Genomic DNA, 17,439 nt, shown 5'->3' on the forward strand with positions numbered 1-17,439 from the left:
GTACATCACTGTATAAAAATACAGTCATTTGATTTACAATTGACTGGTCAGTTCGTCAATCAAGTGGATGCGTTATGAGAGTATTTTGCCCAGAGTGCGGTGATAAAGCCCGCATTCAAAAATCCAATCGTATATCGACCAGCTATGCGGATTTATACTGCAGTTGTAGTGACCCCGAATGTGGTCACTCTTTTGTTATGAACCTCAGCTTTTCCCATACTCTCAGCCCTTCAGCGAAGAACACGACCGAGCTGGTTGCTGCTTTAGTTAATTCGATGTCGCCAGAGAAAGCGAAGGAGCTGCATAGTCAGTTAGCGATGTTTTAATCTCTTCCACCAGGGCAGCATCGAGCTGCCCTTTTTGTTCTCCATTAATTATCCGAGAGCTAACGCTGTTTCATCCACTTGATCTACAAGTTCCTTAAGGCCTAAAAGCACTTCTGGAGTGAAATGATCAGCCTTATCAGCCAATACTAAGCTCGCCAAATAAATACCTATCGCACTTTTGTTTTCGTCACCCGTATTCTGCACAACACTATCAACAATGAATTCAATAGTTTCTATAAATTGTTCTTCGTTTTTCATTAGTACAGCCAACCTCTAAAATAGTACTGTACGAATATACAGTATCAATACTGTGTATGTACAGTTTTCATGACGTTATCAATTAAACACGATTGATGCATTCACAGGTGTGAGGGTTCGGGCCTGAGCCCTGGCTTTTGTTCTCATGCTGTAGATTCCTGGTTATTGGGAATTTACAGACATTGGCCGTTTGCCACTACCTCTAAAGCATAACACCAGTGTTTTCGGTACTTCTACGGAAAATCCGCCCATGGGCTACACTCAATAAAGACCGATTCTAGGAGGAAGCGACATGGCCTACCCTGTACTATGCAGGAATTGCCCCAGCCGCACGCTGCATGAGATTCGCTACTAGAACAACCCCGACGATCCGCCGAAAACTGCCCCCACCAAGCACGCTATTTTTTGATTTGGAGTGTACCGACACCGAATGTGGCGCGGTGAGATCCGGCCATCGTTTGTAATTTAGATGATGAATAACCCCGCGTGCTAAGCGGTAAATCATTCGCGACAGGAAGCAAAGAGTTATGACATTAATAACAAGGGATATCTCACAATCAATAACAACAATGGGCGGCCAGATCTGTGAAATAGAAGCCTCTAAGTATGTGGTGCTCAAGATCAAAGGCCATGTACTAAAAAACCGAATAGAAGTACTGGTTGAAAAGGTTGATAAGCTGGGTGACAACACTTATCAGGGAAAGATACGCGGATTCAAACGCGAATATGGAGAGCGGCTTGTCAGGGGGAATGAACAAAGTGACAAGAAACAAGGCGACACAGTTAGCTTCAGGAAAGACAAGGTATTTCGGATTCAGGGCCCTTGTGAGTGACAGGAGCTTAACTTGTACGGAAAGATAAAGCCCCCTAGGGGCTTTTGATGGCTACCCAATATTAATGCGTGACTTTGAAGATGTCAGTTGTCGCTTAACCCACCGCTCATGCTCATCGGCGTCACCGAGACAATCGACATACACAGTCACACAAACGCTGGATTTGTATGAATACATAACGGATTCCACCAGGTAGTAATACCCATCCACCTCAATCACATCACCGACACGAGGTGCCAGATCCATTTTAAAGCTATCATCAAATGAATCGTTTTTTAGCTCACCTCCATCAAGTTGCAGCAGTGTCACCTCAAAAAGCGTTGGCTTAGTTTGCTTTCCCATATTAATCACCTTTGTGCACATCAATAATACACATAAGTCCTTGGGGCTAATCAGAACAATATCAAGACTATGCAGGGATATTCAGACTTCTACGGAAAATATCGGAATCGATGGTCGGATTTGTTCGAAATATACAATGTGGTATTAACTATGCTATCAATTGCATTTGAGTGCAATTCTGGCGCATGCTTTGGGGAGGGTCGGGTGATGTCATTCAATAATTGTTTTGATCAAGCTGATGGCTTACGTTTTCTTATGGACAGAAATGAGCGTCAAGCGCGTAAAGAGAAAGTTAAAGTACTTCAAAGGAAGATACGACAAATCATAATTACGGGGGAACATCAATACGTAGATTCATTAATGAATTCATTAGAACAAGCACAGTTAGAACTAGAATCTACTTATTTATCATAACCACGTAAAGCGATCCGAATGTGTATGCCCATCACCAATAGGCTTTTCATTCCAGAACATATGGCAAAGGTTAGGTGTTGAGATTCTTTAAAGCCTATTTCTGACACACAATGGGGGCGATTCCTTGTCAGGAGCCCAGGTTGCAACTACTTTTACGGAGAATGTACACGGCAAGCAGTCCAGAAATTGCAATAATGCAATTCCCGGTTTCCCTTATATTACGGCTCCCTCAGCACTTGGAACTGGAATCCTTCAAACTCAGTCCAGAGTATTGTGAAAACTGGGTATTGATCTGAGGAATAACAATGACCGCCAGCACGATGAACTTCAATTTCAAAGCCTAGCTCGGAGACATTAGTTATCCTTCCTATCGTACCGCTATGACTATCTAGTTCCTCTTTAAACTCAGTAAATAAGCCAACAGTATCGGAAATGTAAACTAATTTACCTTGCAGCCATTCCATATAGTCACCAACTAAATGCTCAGTTTTCAATGAGTATAGATGAGGCGGATACCCTGCTTCGGCAAAGTTCGGGGGAACGGGGGCTAGGTACATATTTCTGATTTCTGGAATCTACAGACATTCCCCGCTCAAGAATCATTCAAAAAGACTCTACAGGTCGCATGCTTACTGGCTTTTACGGAAAATTCCGGTTACTCGATGCAGCGGGTCTCGATGTTCAGCAACTTAGCAATCGCCTCTGCATCTTCCTTGCACAGCGCCAGACTAAAATCGAGCTCATCCGTTTGCAGCTCATAGTCCGGCAGCCCGATCGGGTGAAGATGGTGCACGATGGCCAGTCCTTCGGGACCGGCAATATGGCATCGCATCCCGGCCCGGTGAAAACAAATCATCCCGTACCGGTGCGAAACGGTCACTTCGGTGTCGCTGTGCTGGCTTTTCCAGTGGGTATCACCCTCTACTTGGTTGAAAGGTGACGACTTCATAATCACTCCCCCTGATCAAATCAAACTGTTCATCAAAGGATAGTGCAATCGGGCCGGTATGCGGGGCTTTTACGGAAAATTCAGGAGACAGGACGGGCAGGACAAGAACCGCCAGGAGGCGGCTGAGTTCAATTAGGATGCTACTAGTTGATCAAGGGAGTTCCAGTTAGTAACCTTTACTCCATTCACTATAAATTCTTCCTCGGTCAGAATGGCAGGCCAGTTTTCAGTCCTGACATGCAAGTTGAAGATCCAGACAGAGCACTCAATCTCATCAGTACCAGGAGCAATTGTAAAATCGACATGCTCTACGGTATTTGCCATTCTGTGGTCATTATCCAAGCTGATATATATTCCGTCCCTATGCTGACTGGCACTCATAAAATACTGGCCGAAAACCCCTCTTAAGAGAACCACCTTTCTTTGCATTTGCTTTCTCCTTTTGTATGAATACAAATACAATTCATTGCAAAGCAATTGGTATTACAAGGCTTCTACGGAAACTGGTTAAAGTCACATGCCCTTTCATTCGAGTATAAGCTAATTTTGTCTTTTCAGTGTTGTTATCAAGCCGTTTCTGAACACGCTTTTCGTGTTCCTCTTTCCAGGCTTCATCTCTCTGGAGAAGATCATATTCATGATCAGTTAGAAATGCTTCAGAACCGACTGGATGGTCTTTGTTGGCTTTCCACTCTTGGTATCTTTGCTGTCGCTCTTCTTCGTCACACATAATCATTCCCTCACATAAGTAGGTACGGATCACCGGTATTGTGATACCTCTCATATTGCTCAATCATTAGCATGCTTCTAGACAACGCTACATCAGGATCCACCTCCCTTTCATTACGGAAATGTTCATCATTTAAAACGCTTTGCCAGTAAGCACGCTTTTCTTTAAATCGGTAATAACTGTCAGCGTATTCGATACTTGCGGTTTGTTTGGCTTCGGCTACGGTTTGGCGGTAGGTTTCATCTTCAGATTTAGATTCCATCGACCAGCCACGCGCCCCCGCGGCCCAAAGCAGAAAATCATAAGCTTTGTCTTCGGCCTGTTCGCCATCGAAGGCAATACAAAATATATTTTTAGTGCTGGCATGAACGCCACGCTTTTTTATTTGATCGCGAGTAGACCTTCTTTGGTTTTCGAGACGAATAATTCTGCCCGTTAATTTATGAACAACGTCATCAGGCTTTTTGGCTTGCTTGGCGATTGATTTCGCTTTTATGGTTTGTTCTAACTGCTTTTCAATACGCCGAATACTTCGGTTTAATGGTTTACGCCATTGCTCTAATTTATAACCACATTCTTTGATAATGGCTGCCATGTTGCCAGCTTCAAAACTGTCAACACATACCCATGCCGGGGCGCGGCTGCACTGGGCAATATTATACCGATTCCCTTTTATTAACCCTTGGTCGGCATTTTCACCTTTGGCTGCATAACCAACGGCTTTGATTAGGTAGGTTCCTGCGGCTTTGGGCTGTTTAATGCGTTGTAAGTTAGCGAAGCCATTACCCCATATTTTTTCAACTCGCTTTGACCAGGCAGAGAATAACGGTTTAGGCACCGACCAGTTTAATAAAATGTGAACATGGGGATTGGGTTCACCATCCTCATTCGCTGGGCATTCAGCCACCCAAATATAATGAAAGTCTGCAGGGTCTTGAGTTGGGCCAAATTCACTTGGCTTGCTATGGCCACCTACAGATTTGTCTTTAAGTTTGCAATATTCAGCACCACTTTCGACATCAACCTCTACGGTGTGATTTGCTATCCAACCACGGTGATACATCTTTTTAGCGCTATCAAGAAAGCGGCTAACCTCTTTACCTATGGTTGTTTCAGCCGTTTTCGTTAATGTGAATGCTTTTTCTGGCTTAGCAAATAATGGTGAGTATGGCCCTGCAATATCACCGTTTTCGTTCATCACTTTAACCGACCCATCATCATGAATATCGACGGTTAAGGCAGGATCATCAGCACACATATCAATGTAACAATACGGCCCTGCAATATGCTCAATCGATTTCGCCATATTTCTTTTGATGTCTATCGGGGTGTTAGACCCATCAGTACATTTCAGTTGTGGACGACCACGTAACATTGAGCGTGGACCACGGGTTTTACTAGCTGGAAGCGGTGGTTCTGGCAAAGTGGAATATGGTGCGGCATCACCTTCTACCATTCCTCCAAATATTTTATTTCGTTGCTCATTTTTAAAGGTCAGGGTTAGGAACGTAGTAAACCCGCCGCAGCATGTTGCAACATAAGCACCCGATTCAAAAATTTTGCTCACTGCACGCTTAGTCAAACTTTCAGTAAAACGATCACCTTCTTGTGCATCGGGGGCAGAGCTTGACGGTGTTTGGGTGTGATACTGGATTTTATATTGTCCAGACCATTCACGATTCATCAATCTGATTGAATTTGGATTGATTTTTGGCTCGGCAATCTTCGTTTTGCCTTTTGGTGGCAATACTCGCGCTTTGTTACCTTCGTCTGTAAGCGCGTATAGCGTGTCGTGATTGTAGGCGGCCTCTATGCTTACTAACTCGACATCACCACGTTCTAGCTTACGCTCCTGTCGCAGAATCTTATCTAATTGGGCTTGTTGTGGGTGTGTCGGACTTTTGCGCCCTTGGACAAGCCTATTGTTTTCGGCACTGCGTGCCGCCGCTTCGCGGAGGTGATCAGCGTTATAATTTGGCAAAGAAGCGGCATGCGCTTTTTGTTTCTCGGTAAAAAATTCATTCTCGCGACTGACGCGGTTTAATTCCCAAAGTTGCTCTGGATTTAAAACCCCTAGGCGTGGTCCACAAAAATCGAATCCTAAAAAACCGCTATTATAAGCGGCTAAATGTTGTTCTGTTTTATCATGTGGCTGAACAGTGGCAGCCACATAAAAGAGATCATTATTAGATAACATCCCTACCGCCTTCCGCAGTCCAGCCATGAACATCACGCTTGGTTCCAAGAATCTCGGCTTTGGTTTCGCCAGCCTTCAGTTTGTCGAGTGTTTCAATGCAGCACAGGCAACCACAAAAATCACCGCCACACTCGCACTGCTCTTCACTATTATGGCGAGCATCGGTGTAAGGCTTTTGCTTAAGGCAGTCTTGGCAAAGGACGAATTTAGGATCACTCATAACGCTGCAAACTCCTGTGAATCACAAATAAGGAAACCGCCTTTGTGTTGGCCTTTAACCAACACACCATTGAGCACATGTTTGCATTCCAATTGTTTACAAGCGTTTTCAATCGCAAGTTCCATTGATTCATGCTCACCAATTTGCAGGTTCATTACTTCTTGGGTGTCTTCGTTACGAACAACACCGCCGCCAGAGTTAAGGCAAACTGCTAGATAGTTCATCATGCGCATAACTCCAATTTCTGGCAGCGATGAATCGCTTGGGTTTCATGCCACCAAGTGGTGATTGCATTAGGAATGATGAAATCAGAGGCTGCGGATACGAAGAACAACGCGCGGATTGCACCAAGGGATTGGTGTTCTAATGCGCTGTCATTGTCGGAACCGTTGAAAGCACATACCCAAAAGCCGAACCAACCAAGCAGTGCTTTTTGTTTGGTAAGCAATCCCGCATCGAACGGAAGGAAAGGAACAGACTGAAGGCGATCAGCATTCAGGGCGTACCACTCGCCCGTATCATCTTCGATGTATTCCAATGCCGTGCTAAAGGCTTCGGCCTCATCCAGAGTGAAAGCAAGGTCGCCTTTTAAGATGGCAAGCAGGTCATCTTGAGTGACCATGATTATTGAACGGTTCATGCTGCCACCTCTGCCTTGTCTTTAGCTTCGGCGATCAGCTCAAGAAGTTTGTCTTCAATTCTTAATAGCTGGGTAAGAGGCGGGGTATCATCTTCAAAACTATTTCTGTCTAAATAAACATTGGATTTATAGATAGGTGATTGTTCTCTACCATATTCTGTTCCAGCAAGGTAAACGCGAACGTCAACGTAATCCACATTACATTGATAACGCACATTAATTTCAATCACATCCTTGTTCATCATCGCCAGCTGCATGATCTGCAAGACCACATCATGGCAATTACGGCTTGTACGAACATCTTCCAGCATTTCTAGTGCGGTTTTCTTTTCGTTGTTCATGGTCTTCTCCCAACCTTTAGACGAAAAAAATACCCAGCGAACTGGGCGAATCATGGTGATGGTGCTTAGTGGAATTCTTTCAGTGAACAATTAGCCAATGGCTTCAGTGCATCGGCTAACTTGTTAATGGCGCGATGTAATTGCGCACGTTCGAACTGGCTCATTTCTGCAAGTCGCATATCGGTATGACGTTGCTTCAAACCTGCCGCAAAACATACAGTGCGTTTGATGTCGTCTGGAAGGTGATCGTAAATCATCCCCTTCTCACTTTTGCTGCCAAACATTGCATGCATTGCTGCCAGTGATTCGGCGGCTGTTGGTGTGGTGTTAACTTGAACTTGTGCTTGTGCTTGTGCCATTGGGTGATTTCCTTATGCCAATCCGGGAATGGGTAAACCGTTCATCACTGCATCAGCGCACATCGACACAAACGGTGTCGTTCCCTGACAACGGTTTTCAACATCTGCCATCAACAAAACCAATTCACGAACTGCATTTTGGGCTTTGCTGACAATTTCATTTTTCTTGCGTCGGGTGAGGCGTTTCTCTGTTTCCACTTCACAAATTGTGCGGCTGATATCACCGGCACAGGTGTTGATGCTCATCGCGGCCATTACTGGTGATTTGTTCTCACCTATTTGCGATGGCAAGCGAACAGCCGTTAAATCCAACTCAAGCAAGACGCTATTGACTAAATCTTCATTTCCGCTTTGCTTGGTAACCTTCACCAGTTCACGAACTGTCAGGTGGTGCGGCTGATTGGGATTTAACTTGTTGCGCAGCATTTGAGGTCGCATCTCACATTCGTTTGCAATCTGCTCCACGTTCTCGCGATCTGCAAAACGAACACATGCCGCGTCAAATGCGTCTTGTTTGGGCTGGTTTAGTTCATACATTGAATAATTCTCCTAAACTGTAATTATTCAAATGAAGAAAATAAGTACGCAAAGTAAGCAAGAGCGCCGAATTTTCGCCTTCAGGCAGCATTCCGGCTCTGCTTTCTTTCTTCCCGGTTCGATGAAAGTGCCAGGCTGCAATTCAATGAATCCACCTAAGTGGTTATTGATGATCACAGCTGGCACAGGGTTTGAAAGATTGCTTTTGCGAACTGGCATCACGAAACCCTTGTCATGGCTTCACGGGTCGCCATTTCTGTCATGGCGATTACGTTAACCATTGGAGTTTCACGGTTTTTTGTTTTTGCTTTGACAATCAGCTTGCCTTCGTTGGCCCACTCACGGATGGTGCGGATGGTTAAGCCTGAGAAGCGTGCGTATTCGTCATAGGTCATATAAGGGGCATTGATAACTACTTGAAATGACAACATGTGATATCCTTAAAGGTCAAATTCGTTTTTATTCGTTTCATATAAGTCAGATTGGTCACATCTGACGACATTGACTATGGTAGATCCAATATGAGTACTAATCAAGCAAAAATACCGCCATTTGACTATAGCGGTGGTAAGGACTTTACTGGCAGGTTATTAAATGTGACAGGGGTGTCGAATTTAGTTGAGCTATCTGACTTAATAGGAGTACCAAGAACGACGCTATCGACTTGGCACCGACGCAATATGACAGCTTTCGAAATTGTGGTACGAGTTTGCCTCGCTACTGGTGCTTCTTTGAAATATGTGGCTTTGGGTGAAGGTGAACCATTCGAAGACACTTCAACGCCTGTTGATACATCAGTTGCTATTACAAAAGAGTTCATCAGCAATGGCGTACTTACTGAAAACTCTGTGATGAAGTTTGATAAGACATTACTTGAGTACTACAACCTAGATGCTGAGCAAACTAGGTTGGTTGAGTTAGATTCTGAGTTGATGATGATTAATACATCTGAAACCAATCCAACATCTGGCCGTTACCTCATTGATGTTGACGGCTCTGTTTCCATTAATCATATCCAACGCTTGCCTGGTAAAAAGTTAGCTATGAGCTTTGGTGATTCATCAATTGAGATTGCAGAAGGTGATATCAAAGTTCTTGGCAGAATTGTTATGACAATGGATAAAGAGTGAGATATACGATCTCAGTTCGTTAAATAGAATGTTAGGTTTTCACTCAGCATTGTCAATAGAGGAGTTAAACGAGTGACATATTGCGTAGCTTGGAAAACAACAAATGCAGCATATATTGTTTCAGATAGTGCTGTAACAAATATACGTGAAGCATCTGATAAAAATGTCAATCAATTCACTTCATTTGGTGAATTACAGGGAAGTATCGATAAAGGAAAGTATGTCTATGAAAATGCATTTAAAATACATTCAAATGATAATGTTGCATTTTCTTTAGCGGGCGATGCCAACTTTGGAAATGAATTTATTCAATTAGTATCGAGGCATGTGGGAATTGGTCGAAAAATAGAAGATGCGATTATGTTTTCTATTGCAAACTATGCTGATTTTTCAAACATGCCTTTAATTGAGGTTGTTATAGCAACTTTCAGTGATTCACCAATATTAATTACGATTAAAAACAAAAGAGCTACGTACGTAGTTCATGAAAATGAATTGGTATTACTTGGTTCACCTAGTTCCGAATTAAAAGAATATACAAAACACTTCTTTAATCTGTTTTTAGAAACATGGAACAATGAAAAGTTTCTATTAGAATCAGATGAAATATTACTAATGAGAATGTTGGCTCTATTACAAAGTTATGGAGTACATAATTATACAATAGAGAATGGTATCGGAGGTGCTTATACTGGCCTTATGGTGAATACTGATGGTGTGATAAATCAGCCAGATATATTCTATGTAATGTCTGGGGAAAACCCAGCTTTCGATACAAAAAAAATGGCAACGGTAAATGTAAAAGAGAATTGTTTTTGTATAATAAATACAGACATATCCGATGTGGTGTTATCAAATTCATCATCAGATATAAGTGAAGATTTTAAATTAGCTACCCTAGAGGCTTCAAGAAAAAGATTTGATAGTGGGAAGTTTAAGTATTTCATGTTTATGAATTTAGTAAGGCATGTTGTATGTATAGTTAATATGAGTGATGAATATCACCATCGATTTTTAAGTATTGATGTCCGTGATGATAAACCTGGAACAATAGGTCTTATTGTTAGTGCTGAATTACAGCATTGTTTAAATGATAACTATGAAATACCTAAAAGCATTAAAGATACTACAATTATGTATATTCCTTACATTCCATCACCTCAGGCAAAGATAGAACTTATTGAACGTGAAATCAATCAACTTCGGATAGGTAAAATTCTTAATAAATCAATTGACAATTATAAGTTTTTTATTATTGAGTCTGATCGAGTTACGGATTGGTTTTATGGGAATCAAAAAACAATCATTCCATTCATAAAGCATTATCGTGAATCTCAATTTATTAGAATTGTGGACATCACTACTGACTTTGCCATTTTGGAGTACGAAAATGGTGATWTTATTTTTCCTGAATTAGGCTACCATGTAAGAGAGTTATTTGAAAATATAGTCGACAAAGGAAGGGAAGAAAATATATATATTTTTGAATTTTATCCAAGTGAAGATCTTGAGGAAATTATCTCTATTAATATTTTAGCTAAAGATGCACAAGTTGCTCTTGAGCAAGCTAGTCAATCTTTAATGTCGGAATATGGCCGTTGCGACGGACTTATGTATGCCGGGGCTAAATTTTATCACCCTGCTTACTATTGGGCCGAAGATGCACTATAAAACCAAGTATAAAGTGCTTAAACGGCCGCAGTTACACTCGGCATTCTTGATTTGAAGTGTAACTAACTTGGATCGTTCAACGAATGCGCCGCTTAGCACGGCGTTAAATTAATGTTTTTAGGTAAAATTGTTATGGCTATAGATAAGGAATAATCATGAAAAATAAAAAGATTAGCATTTGGTTTGGCTTTGGGATTGTCTTATGTCCGATTGTTTTTGCATGGTTCACCTTAAAAAAAGGTTATTCGACCAAAGCCAAACTTATTTCATTTGCTTGGTTGTTGGCTACAGCAGCACTTTCAATTGTCGCACCGCAGAATCAACAAACCGAAGAGCCAGCTAAAATTGTAGAGCAAGTTTCAGCTCAACATCAAGCAGAGCAACCAATCACCTAACGTTGTCGTTGATTTTGCTCCAGATGATAAAGGTGTTTCAGGCAAAGCTGTTGGAAACCAATTTGATATTCAATGACGCAAAAAGCTAGATAATTAATATGTCAGTTAGAAATCTTAAAGACAGCAAACCAAAGCCATGGCTCTGCGAGTGTTACCCACAGGGCCGAGCCGGAAAACGCATTCGTAAGCGCTTCACTACTAGAGGTGAGGCGATTACGTTTGAACGCTTCACCATGAAAGAGGTGGATGATAAGCCGTGGCTGGGAGATAAACCCGATCACCGCCGTTTATCAGAAATTATTGAACTCTGGTATAAGCTTCACGGCAAGAATATTAAATCTGGCGCACATGCTAAACGTCGCATGATGATTCTTTGTGAGGAAGTTGGCGACCCTATTGCTAGCCTGTTTAGTGCTAAGAGCTTTGTGCACTATCGTGCTAATCGAAAAACAAAAGCGAACAATAGACACACTGAAGAACTTTCACCCGCTTCACATAATTATGATCAGTCGTGGCTGCAAGCAGTATTCAATTATTTGATTGAGGTAAAGGAATGGAAATTACCTAACCCTATGAACGGGGTTAAACCGATCAAGTTAAGTGAAAATGAACTGACGTATTTATCAAATGAACAAATATGTCATCTGCTTGAGGTTATCCAATCCAGCCGTGTTTCAGATCAACTAGAAAAGATTGTGAAAATCTGTATTTCGACCGGCGCACGAGTTATGGAAGCCGTTGAATTGCGTGGGGCTCAATTGGCTAAGTGCTCTATCACGTTCACAAATACAAAGGGCAAACGCAACAGAACGCTGCCGATTACCCAAGAGTTGTACGATGAGATTTATCAACCAACCTCTGGCCGATTGTTTTCTGTTAGCTATGGTGTGGTGCATAAGTGGATAACCCGCGCATTCCCCGATTTACCGAAAGGCCAATCAACGCACGTACTGCGTCACACGTTCGCCAGCCATTTAATGATGAACGGTTGCAACATACTCACATTACAAAAAGCACTTGGTCATACCGACATAAAACAAACCATGGTTTATGCTCATCTTAGCCCTGACCATTTGATTGAAGTTCGTGATTTAAACCCACTAAACCAGCTTTCTTTACCTCCAAAAAATGGCGGCAAAGTGGCGGCATAGGCTGTCAAACAGCGTTATTCTCCGTCACACATCGTCACTCACCCTTTTCTTAACTATCTAATAACACTCATAAAGCCTGTATTTACGGGCTTTAGCAAACGCCGTGTAGATAATGTCTTACGACTCGCACGGGGCATGGAATGACCATGTTGGTCATAATGCAGCGTTATACGATACCGGTAAAGATTCAGAACTGGCTGCATGGAACGTTTATGGTACTGCTGCCTACGGTGGTATTGGTTACCTGAATACCGACTGGGCTTATCACTATTTCCGTGGCTCTATGCCTGCTGGCCGGATCAACATCGGCGTGCCTTACTACACACGAGGCTGGAAAGATGTCACTGGCGGTACCAATGGCCTTTGGGGCCAAGCGGCACTTCCTAACCAGGCAGACTGCGCTCCAGGTACAGGTGTAGGCGAGAAGAACAATTGCGGTAACGGTGCTGTGGGTATCGATAACTTATGGCATGATAAAAATACCAAAGGTCACGAAATGGCCGCAGGCTCGAACCCAATGTGGCACGCAATGAACCTTGCTAAGGGTAACATCGGTAGTTATGCCACTGCCTATGAGCTGGATCCGGTCAATAATTCTACACATCAACTGGTTGGCACCTATACCCGACATTACGATAATGTCGCGATTGCCCCTTGGTTATGGAATGCTGAGAAAAAGGTATTCCTTTCAACTGAAGATAAAGAGTCTATTAACGCCAAAGCCAGCTACGTCATTGATAAAGAAATTGGCGGCATCATGTTCTGGGAATTGGCTGGCGAGATTACAACTGTTATGTACTTGATGCCAATGGTAACCGCACCACTGTCGACGCAACAGAAAACGCCTGTGCATCGGGGAATGGTGAATACCACATGGGTAACACCATGACCAAAGCTATATACGATAAATTCAAATCAGCAACACCGTATGGTAATACCGTCGCGACAGGCCCTGTACCTACGGAAGCACTTGATATCACAGTATCGATTGGCGGCTTTAAGGTTGGCGATCAAAACTACCCAATCAATCCAAAAATCACTTTCACCAACAACACCGGTCAGGAACTGCCGGGCGGGACTGAATTCCAGTTCGATATCCCCGTATCAGCACCAGACAATGCCAAAGATCAGTCTGGTGGCGGTCTGAAGGTTATTTCTTCAGGTCACACTCGTGCAGACAACATTGGCGGTCTGGATGGTGTGATGCATCGGGTAGCTTTCACTCTACCTAGTTGGAAAGGCTTACCTGCTGGCGGCACCTATGAGTTAGATATGGTTTATTACCTGCCAATCTCCGGTCCTGCTAACTATGCTGTGAATGTAAACGGTAAAGATTACGCGTTTAAATTTGAGCAACCGACTTTACCACTAGGTAACATCGTACCAGGTCCAGGTCCAGGTCCAGACGAACCATGTGTCACAACGGGTATCAACACTTTCCCTAACTGGCCACAAACTGACTGGGGCGGTACCCCAACCCATGCTAACCAAGGTGACAAAATCATCCATAACGGTGTTGTTTATCAGGCTAACTGGTGGACTAGTTCAACGCCAGGTGGTGATGGTAGCTGGGCCACTGTCTGCACCATTTAGAAATAGTCAGTCAATTTAGATAAAAAGTAATGACTAAGTAATACAAAGAAATACGCAGGTGGTCGTTTTATTGGGTGATGTTCAGCCAGCCCTATCACCTGCGTTTTTTCTTTGACCTTGACACCTTAAATAACAACATATTACATAGCACTCTTTCCCAGCTAGCTACAGTCTTTAATCATCGATAATACACCTTCATAAATGCGTGTGACTAATGTTGCGTATGCTGAATACCTCGCTCTTCTCAAAAACGATAAAAATGAGATATTGTGCTCAATTTTTAATCAAACAGTTTAACCTTGTATTTTTAGTACTGTTTGTAAATTACGATTTAAATTATTTATCAATAACAATACGTTAAAGTATCACATTGAAAATTAATTCCAGCTTTATTACATTTTTTGATTATGTTTATAGTAAAAGTACAATTGAACCATGTTCTGTAAATAACTCTTTGTTATAAAAATAAATATCAATCATTAATGTCAAATTTATCCTATTAAATAAAGTAAAAACCATATGTTGATTTACATTCTTAACAATCAACTTTAGTTCGTTTTATGCTAAAGTCACCTCCCCATTAACCCCAAAAATAAAAAGAGTTTTAGTAAGGACGATGAACAAAGCAATTTGCCTATGCATTTTGATTTTCTGTTATTTGCCAATTCAGGCAACGGCAAGTAACGTTAGAAGTCATTCATACACGGAAAGTACCAGTACAGATGTTGTTATCAAATACGTATACAAACAAGCACAGCTCGATAACATCATGGATTATCAAGTTTTTGCAGAAGGTTATGCTGCCTATACTGCAACTAAAGGCAGGAAAAAATCGATTCTTACAATTATTGATTACAGCAGGCCATCAACTGAGAAAAGGTTCTTTGTTATTGATTTAAAAACAAATAAATTACTTTATCATACATACGTAACACACGGTGTAAACAGTGGTGGCAGGATGGCAAATCGTTTTTCTAACATTGTAAGCTCAAGACAGACATCACTGGGTACTTTCCTTACCGATACCACTTACAATGGTGGTAATGGTTATTCACTAAAACTCAATGGCCTGACCAGAGGGATTAATGATAACGCCCGCCGTCGCTACATTGTGGTGCACGGTGCAGAGTACGCCACTGAAGCATTTATAAAACGAAATGGCTACTTAGGTCGCAGCTGGGGTTGCCCAGCATTACCTAGCGGTTTATCCAGAAAAATAATCGATACCATAAAAAATGGTAGCGTTATCTACGCTCACGCTTGATATTATATGGCTTTTATCTTTGATAAAAGCCATCTTTCCTTACTGTCCCCGCTTAAATATTCAAACCAACACATAACTTCAATTACAATTCGACCCAACAAACAGCCAAACTAAATGTTATATTTAATGCAAGTTAGAAAATCATAGTTAATTAGATTATCCTAACATCAATTTCTAACAAAAAAGACAAATGGCTTTCATTCTTGATTCAAAAAACAACCTATAACACTATTTTTTTCACTAGTAATCTTTCACATAAATGATGAATAGTTGAAGTTCCTATACATGTCATCCCGGAATAGAGGAACGATATATCCGGGATCCAGTATTAAGCGTGTGCTCCTTAGATTCCGTATAAATTCGTTCATCACTTTACGGAATGACGAAGTTTGGTGGTAGGACTCATCAAAACAAAATTCTCAGCGTAATCTTTCATATTATAAATAGCGAATCTGAGGTAGTTTGGGAGCAGATCAAAAAAATCCCCGCCGAAGCAGGGATTTATTCAACATGGAGTGATACCACTAATTAAGCAAGTACTTGCTCAGCCGTTACATATTTTATGTCTAATGCTGTAGCAACACTTTCACAAGTGATCTGACCGCGGTACACGTTCAGACCATTCAGTAGATGCTGATCTTCCTGCAGCGCGGCTTTATATCCTTTATCTGCAAGTTTAAGAATATAAGGTAACGTTACATTATTCAGAGCAAATGTTGATGTGCGGGCAACAGCACCAGGCATGTTAGCAACACAATAGTGAACAACATCATCAACAATGTAAGTTGGATCACTGTGAGTTGTTGCGTGTGACGTTTCTACACAACCGCCCTGGTCAATTGCTACGTCAACAATTGCTGAACCTGGTTTCATTTTCTTAATCATTTCAGCGGTTACCAGTTTAGGCGCCGCAGCACCTGCTACCAGTACACCACCGATAACCAAATCAGCTTCCAGTACGTGTTTTTCGATCGCATCTTTTGTTGAGTATACACACTGAACAGCGCCGCCAAACTGCGCATCCAGGCTGCGCAAAACGTCAATATTACGGTCAAGTACAACAACATTTGCGCGCAAGCCCACAGCCATCTGAGCTGCATTAGCACCGACAACACCACCACCGATAATAACCACTTTAGCTGGCTCAACACCTGGGACACCAGCAAGTAGCATGCCGCGGCCACCTTTTGATTTTTCAAGAGCAAACGCACCAGCCTGAATCGACATACGGCCAGCAACTTCAGACATTGGCGCTAGCAGTGGTAAACGACCTTGATCGTCAGTAACCGTTTCATAAGCAATACATACTGCTTTGCTGTTGATCAGATCCTGGGTTTGTTCTGGGTCTGGGGCAAGGTGTAAGTAAGTAAACAGAATTTGACCTTCGCGAAGCATTGCACGCTCAACCGCTTGAGGCTCTTTTACTTTGACAATCATTTCAGCTTCTGCAAACACTGCTTCGGCAGTTAGCAGGATTTGTGCGCCAGCATCAATGTAATCTTGATCACTGAAACCGATACCAGAGCCCGCCAGTGTCTCAACATACACAGTATGACCATGGGCAACCGCTTCACTTACAGAAGCTGGAACCATACCAACACGGTACTCATGAACTTTAATTTCCTTAGGTACACCAATAATCATCTTCGTTTCCTTGCTGCCTTGTTTAGTGTTGTGTAAACAATAAATAATTTCCCTCGGAATGTGTCACCAATTTTTAACCTATATTCAACAATTGAAACTAGACTTTTGTTCTGCTGCAGCAGAATAAACCAACTTTGAAGTTCGTCACATCATAAAAGTTCACTAATCACCCACAAAGCAGACCAGTCCACCACGTTTTCACGCTTCACTGGACATAAAAACCAGCAAAGAAAAGCCGAGCAGAAGTAACCGCTATCACAAACAGGCTTAAATTGTGTTGTTATAACCATTTAGATAAAGATTTGGCGGCTTCCATATAGAATCAAATTCTGTTTTTACCAATATTGACTCAAATCAGCTTGCCGCGAACACTCCTGAGTCATAACAAAAACCAACATGAAATTAACAGAACAAAATACAATTCATAGGGCCTGATCCTTAGTTT

Annotated in this window: 23 protein-coding genes and 1 pseudogene; 9 read left to right on the forward strand and 15 right to left on the reverse strand. The window is 42.1% G+C overall.

The features are described from left to right. The first annotated feature begins 74 nt into the window (after positions 1-74). Entirely contained in the window at positions 75-326 is a 252-nt protein-coding gene (locus tag L4D76_RS24535; protein WP_428443491.1) for an Ogr/Delta-like zinc finger protein, read from the forward strand. Between the two features lie 48 nt (positions 327-374). Here the strand turns inward: L4D76_RS24535 and L4D76_RS24540 are convergent, their stop codons facing one another. Next, positions 375-584 (reverse strand): hypothetical protein, encoded by a 210-nt coding sequence (locus tag L4D76_RS24540; protein ID WP_428443492.1) that lies wholly within the window; start codon positions 582-584, stop codon positions 375-377. Between the two features lie 527 nt (positions 585-1,111). Between L4D76_RS24540 and L4D76_RS24545 the strand changes: the two genes are divergently transcribed. Continuing rightward, positions 1,112-1,417: a hypothetical protein gene (locus L4D76_RS24545; protein WP_428443493.1), complete on the forward strand. Its 306-nt coding sequence runs from the start codon at positions 1,112-1,114 to the stop codon at positions 1,415-1,417. A 51-nt stretch (positions 1,418-1,468) separates the two neighbouring features. On the opposite strand, the gene L4D76_RS24550 is transcribed toward L4D76_RS24545, so the two are convergent. Beyond that, positions 1,469-1,759 carry a hypothetical protein gene (locus tag L4D76_RS24550; RefSeq protein WP_428443494.1) on the reverse strand — a complete coding sequence of 97 codons (291 nt, stop codon included), beginning with the start codon at positions 1,757-1,759 and terminating at the stop codon, positions 1,469-1,471. Between the two features lie 204 nt (positions 1,760-1,963). On the opposite strand from L4D76_RS24550, the gene L4D76_RS24555 reads away from it, so the two are divergent. Then, positions 1,964-2,173: a hypothetical protein gene (locus L4D76_RS24555; RefSeq protein WP_428443495.1), complete on the forward strand. Its 210-nt coding sequence runs from the start codon at positions 1,964-1,966 to the stop codon at positions 2,171-2,173. A gap of 218 nt (positions 2,174-2,391) precedes the next feature. Here L4D76_RS24555 and L4D76_RS24560 read toward each other — a convergent pair whose 3' ends face one another. The 12 genes from L4D76_RS24560 to L4D76_RS24615 all read right to left on the reverse strand — a co-directional run bounded on the left by L4D76_RS24560 (position 2,392) and on the right by L4D76_RS24615 (position 8,577). After that, entirely contained in the window at positions 2,392-2,637 is a 246-nt protein-coding gene (locus L4D76_RS24560; RefSeq protein WP_428443496.1) for a hypothetical protein, read from the reverse strand. A 191-nt stretch (positions 2,638-2,828) separates the two neighbouring features. Continuing rightward, the gene (locus tag L4D76_RS24565; RefSeq protein ID WP_428443497.1) at positions 2,829-3,122 is read right to left on the reverse strand and encodes a hypothetical protein; all 294 of its coding nucleotides are present in this window, start codon (positions 3,120-3,122) and stop codon (positions 2,829-2,831) included. 132 nt (positions 3,123-3,254) lie between these two features. Beyond that, positions 3,255-3,446, reverse strand: coding sequence for a hypothetical protein (locus L4D76_RS24570; protein WP_428443498.1), 192 nt, complete (start codon positions 3,444-3,446; stop codon positions 3,255-3,257). A gap of 139 nt (positions 3,447-3,585) precedes the next feature. Further along, on the reverse strand, positions 3,586-3,852 hold the full coding sequence (locus tag L4D76_RS24575; RefSeq protein WP_428443499.1) for a hypothetical protein: 267 nt from the start codon (positions 3,850-3,852) through the stop codon (positions 3,586-3,588). 10 nt (positions 3,853-3,862) lie between these two features. Beyond that, positions 3,863-6,049: a hypothetical protein gene (locus L4D76_RS24580; RefSeq protein ID WP_428443500.1), complete on the reverse strand. Its 2,187-nt coding sequence runs from the start codon at positions 6,047-6,049 to the stop codon at positions 3,863-3,865. Then, positions 6,039-6,269 carry a hypothetical protein gene (locus L4D76_RS24585; RefSeq protein WP_428443501.1) on the reverse strand — a complete coding sequence of 77 codons (231 nt, stop codon included), beginning with the start codon at positions 6,267-6,269 and terminating at the stop codon, positions 6,039-6,041. Before L4D76_RS24585 ends, L4D76_RS24580 begins: the two co-directional genes overlap by 11 nt. Next, positions 6,266-6,496, reverse strand: a complete 231-nt coding sequence (locus tag L4D76_RS24590; protein ID WP_428443502.1) for a hypothetical protein — start codon at positions 6,494-6,496, stop codon at positions 6,266-6,268. The genes L4D76_RS24585 and L4D76_RS24590 overlap by 4 nt, the downstream gene beginning before the upstream one ends. After that, the gene (locus L4D76_RS24595) at positions 6,493-6,909 is read right to left on the reverse strand and encodes a hypothetical protein (protein ID WP_428443503.1); all 417 of its coding nucleotides are present in this window, start codon (positions 6,907-6,909) and stop codon (positions 6,493-6,495) included. Before L4D76_RS24595 ends, L4D76_RS24590 begins: the two co-directional genes overlap by 4 nt. Next, positions 6,906-7,250: a hypothetical protein gene (locus L4D76_RS24600; RefSeq protein WP_428443504.1), complete on the reverse strand. Its 345-nt coding sequence runs from the start codon at positions 7,248-7,250 to the stop codon at positions 6,906-6,908. Before L4D76_RS24600 ends, L4D76_RS24595 begins: the two co-directional genes overlap by 4 nt. Before the next feature lie 65 nt (positions 7,251-7,315). Next, positions 7,316-7,609 (reverse strand): hypothetical protein, encoded by a 294-nt coding sequence (locus L4D76_RS24605; protein WP_428443505.1) that lies wholly within the window; start codon positions 7,607-7,609, stop codon positions 7,316-7,318. Positions 7,610-7,621: 12 nt separating this feature from the next. Continuing rightward, a complete protein-coding gene (locus tag L4D76_RS24610) occupies positions 7,622-8,146 on the reverse strand; it encodes a phage regulatory CII family protein (protein ID WP_428443506.1) in 525 nt (174 codons plus the stop codon). 218 nt (positions 8,147-8,364) lie between these two features. After that, positions 8,365-8,577 carry a hypothetical protein gene (locus L4D76_RS24615; protein ID WP_428443507.1) on the reverse strand — a complete coding sequence of 71 codons (213 nt, stop codon included), beginning with the start codon at positions 8,575-8,577 and terminating at the stop codon, positions 8,365-8,367. 90 nt (positions 8,578-8,667) lie between these two features. Between L4D76_RS24615 and L4D76_RS24620 the strand changes: the two genes are divergently transcribed. From L4D76_RS24620 to L4D76_RS24645, 6 genes and pseudogenes are all read left to right on the forward strand, one after another. Beyond that, a complete protein-coding gene (locus L4D76_RS24620; protein ID WP_428443508.1) occupies positions 8,668-9,276 on the forward strand; it encodes a phage repressor protein CI in 609 nt (202 codons plus the stop codon). Positions 9,277-9,348: 72 nt separating this feature from the next. Continuing rightward, complete coding sequence (locus L4D76_RS24625; RefSeq protein WP_428443509.1) at positions 9,349-10,947, forward strand: hypothetical protein; 1,599 nt, start codon at positions 9,349-9,351, stop codon at positions 10,945-10,947. A gap of 155 nt (positions 10,948-11,102) precedes the next feature. Next, on the forward strand, positions 11,103-11,342 hold the full coding sequence (locus L4D76_RS24630) for a hypothetical protein (protein WP_428443510.1): 240 nt from the start codon (positions 11,103-11,105) through the stop codon (positions 11,340-11,342). Positions 11,343-11,440: 98 nt separating this feature from the next. After that, entirely contained in the window at positions 11,441-12,493 is a 1,053-nt protein-coding gene (locus L4D76_RS24635; protein WP_428443511.1) for a phage integrase, read from the forward strand. A gap of 109 nt (positions 12,494-12,602) precedes the next feature. After that, a pseudogene (locus tag L4D76_RS24640) lies at positions 12,603-14,086 on the forward strand (chitinase C-terminal domain-containing protein); the annotation flags it as partial. A gap of 616 nt (positions 14,087-14,702) precedes the next feature. Further along, positions 14,703-15,350: a murein L,D-transpeptidase catalytic domain family protein gene (locus L4D76_RS24645; RefSeq protein ID WP_428443512.1), complete on the forward strand. Its 648-nt coding sequence runs from the start codon at positions 14,703-14,705 to the stop codon at positions 15,348-15,350. 528 nt (positions 15,351-15,878) lie between these two features. Here L4D76_RS24645 and ald read toward each other — a convergent pair. After that, positions 15,879-16,994, reverse strand: coding sequence for an alanine dehydrogenase (gene ald, locus L4D76_RS24650; RefSeq protein WP_428443513.1), 1,116 nt, complete (start codon positions 16,992-16,994; stop codon positions 15,879-15,881). Positions 16,995-17,439 lie beyond the last annotated feature (445 nt).

Source organism: Photobacterium sagamiensis, from assembly GCF_050337085.1.
Taxonomy (GTDB): Bacteria; Pseudomonadota; Gammaproteobacteria; order Enterobacterales; family Vibrionaceae; genus Photobacterium; species Photobacterium sagamiensis.

What these genes read in the sequence shown, in the direction of transcription:
- L4D76_RS24535 (WP_428443491.1), top strand. Translation starts at nt 75, where the DNA reads ATGAGAGTATTTTGCCCAGAGTGCGGTGATAAAGCCCGCATTCAAAAA.
- L4D76_RS24540 (WP_428443492.1), bottom strand. Translation starts at nt 584, where the DNA reads ATGAAAAACGAAGAACAATTTATAGAAACTATTGAATTCATTGTTGAT.
- L4D76_RS24545 (WP_428443493.1), top strand. Translation starts at nt 1,112, where the DNA reads ATGACATTAATAACAAGGGATATCTCACAATCAATAACAACAATGGGC.
- L4D76_RS24550 (WP_428443494.1), bottom strand. Translation starts at nt 1,759, where the DNA reads ATGGGAAAGCAAACTAAGCCAACGCTTTTTGAGGTGACACTGCTGCAA.
- L4D76_RS24560 (WP_428443496.1), bottom strand. Translation starts at nt 2,637, where the DNA reads ATGGAATGGCTGCAAGGTAAATTAGTTTACATTTCCGATACTGTTGGC.
- L4D76_RS24565 (WP_428443497.1), bottom strand. Translation starts at nt 3,122, where the DNA reads ATGAAGTCGTCACCTTTCAACCAAGTAGAGGGTGATACCCACTGGAAA.
- L4D76_RS24570 (WP_428443498.1), bottom strand. Translation starts at nt 3,446, where the DNA reads ATGGCAAATACCGTAGAGCATGTCGATTTTACAATTGCTCCTGGTACT.
- L4D76_RS24575 (WP_428443499.1), bottom strand. Translation starts at nt 3,852, where the DNA reads ATGTGTGACGAAGAAGAGCGACAGCAAAGATACCAAGAGTGGAAAGCC.
- L4D76_RS24580 (WP_428443500.1), bottom strand. Translation starts at nt 6,049, where the DNA reads ATGTTATCTAATAATGATCTCTTTTATGTGGCTGCCACTGTTCAGCCA.
- L4D76_RS24585 (WP_428443501.1), bottom strand. Translation starts at nt 6,269, where the DNA reads ATGAGTGATCCTAAATTCGTCCTTTGCCAAGACTGCCTTAAGCAAAAG.
- L4D76_RS24590 (WP_428443502.1), bottom strand. Translation starts at nt 6,496, where the DNA reads ATGATGAACTATCTAGCAGTTTGCCTTAACTCTGGCGGCGGTGTTGTT.
- L4D76_RS24595 (WP_428443503.1), bottom strand. Translation starts at nt 6,909, where the DNA reads ATGAACCGTTCAATAATCATGGTCACTCAAGATGACCTGCTTGCCATC.
- L4D76_RS24600 (WP_428443504.1), bottom strand. Translation starts at nt 7,250, where the DNA reads ATGAACAACGAAAAGAAAACCGCACTAGAAATGCTGGAAGATGTTCGT.
- L4D76_RS24605 (WP_428443505.1), bottom strand. Translation starts at nt 7,609, where the DNA reads ATGGCACAAGCACAAGCACAAGTTCAAGTTAACACCACACCAACAGCC.
- L4D76_RS24610 (WP_428443506.1), bottom strand. Translation starts at nt 8,146, where the DNA reads ATGTATGAACTAAACCAGCCCAAACAAGACGCATTTGACGCGGCATGT.
- L4D76_RS24615 (WP_428443507.1), bottom strand. Translation starts at nt 8,577, where the DNA reads ATGTTGTCATTTCAAGTAGTTATCAATGCCCCTTATATGACCTATGAC.
- L4D76_RS24620 (WP_428443508.1), top strand. Translation starts at nt 8,668, where the DNA reads ATGAGTACTAATCAAGCAAAAATACCGCCATTTGACTATAGCGGTGGT.
- L4D76_RS24630 (WP_428443510.1), top strand. Translation starts at nt 11,103, where the DNA reads ATGAAAAATAAAAAGATTAGCATTTGGTTTGGCTTTGGGATTGTCTTA.
- L4D76_RS24635 (WP_428443511.1), top strand. Translation starts at nt 11,441, where the DNA reads ATGTCAGTTAGAAATCTTAAAGACAGCAAACCAAAGCCATGGCTCTGC.
- L4D76_RS24645 (WP_428443512.1), top strand. Translation starts at nt 14,703, where the DNA reads ATGAACAAAGCAATTTGCCTATGCATTTTGATTTTCTGTTATTTGCCA.
- ald (WP_428443513.1), bottom strand. Translation starts at nt 16,994, where the DNA reads ATGATTATTGGTGTACCTAAGGAAATTAAAGTTCATGAGTACCGTGTT.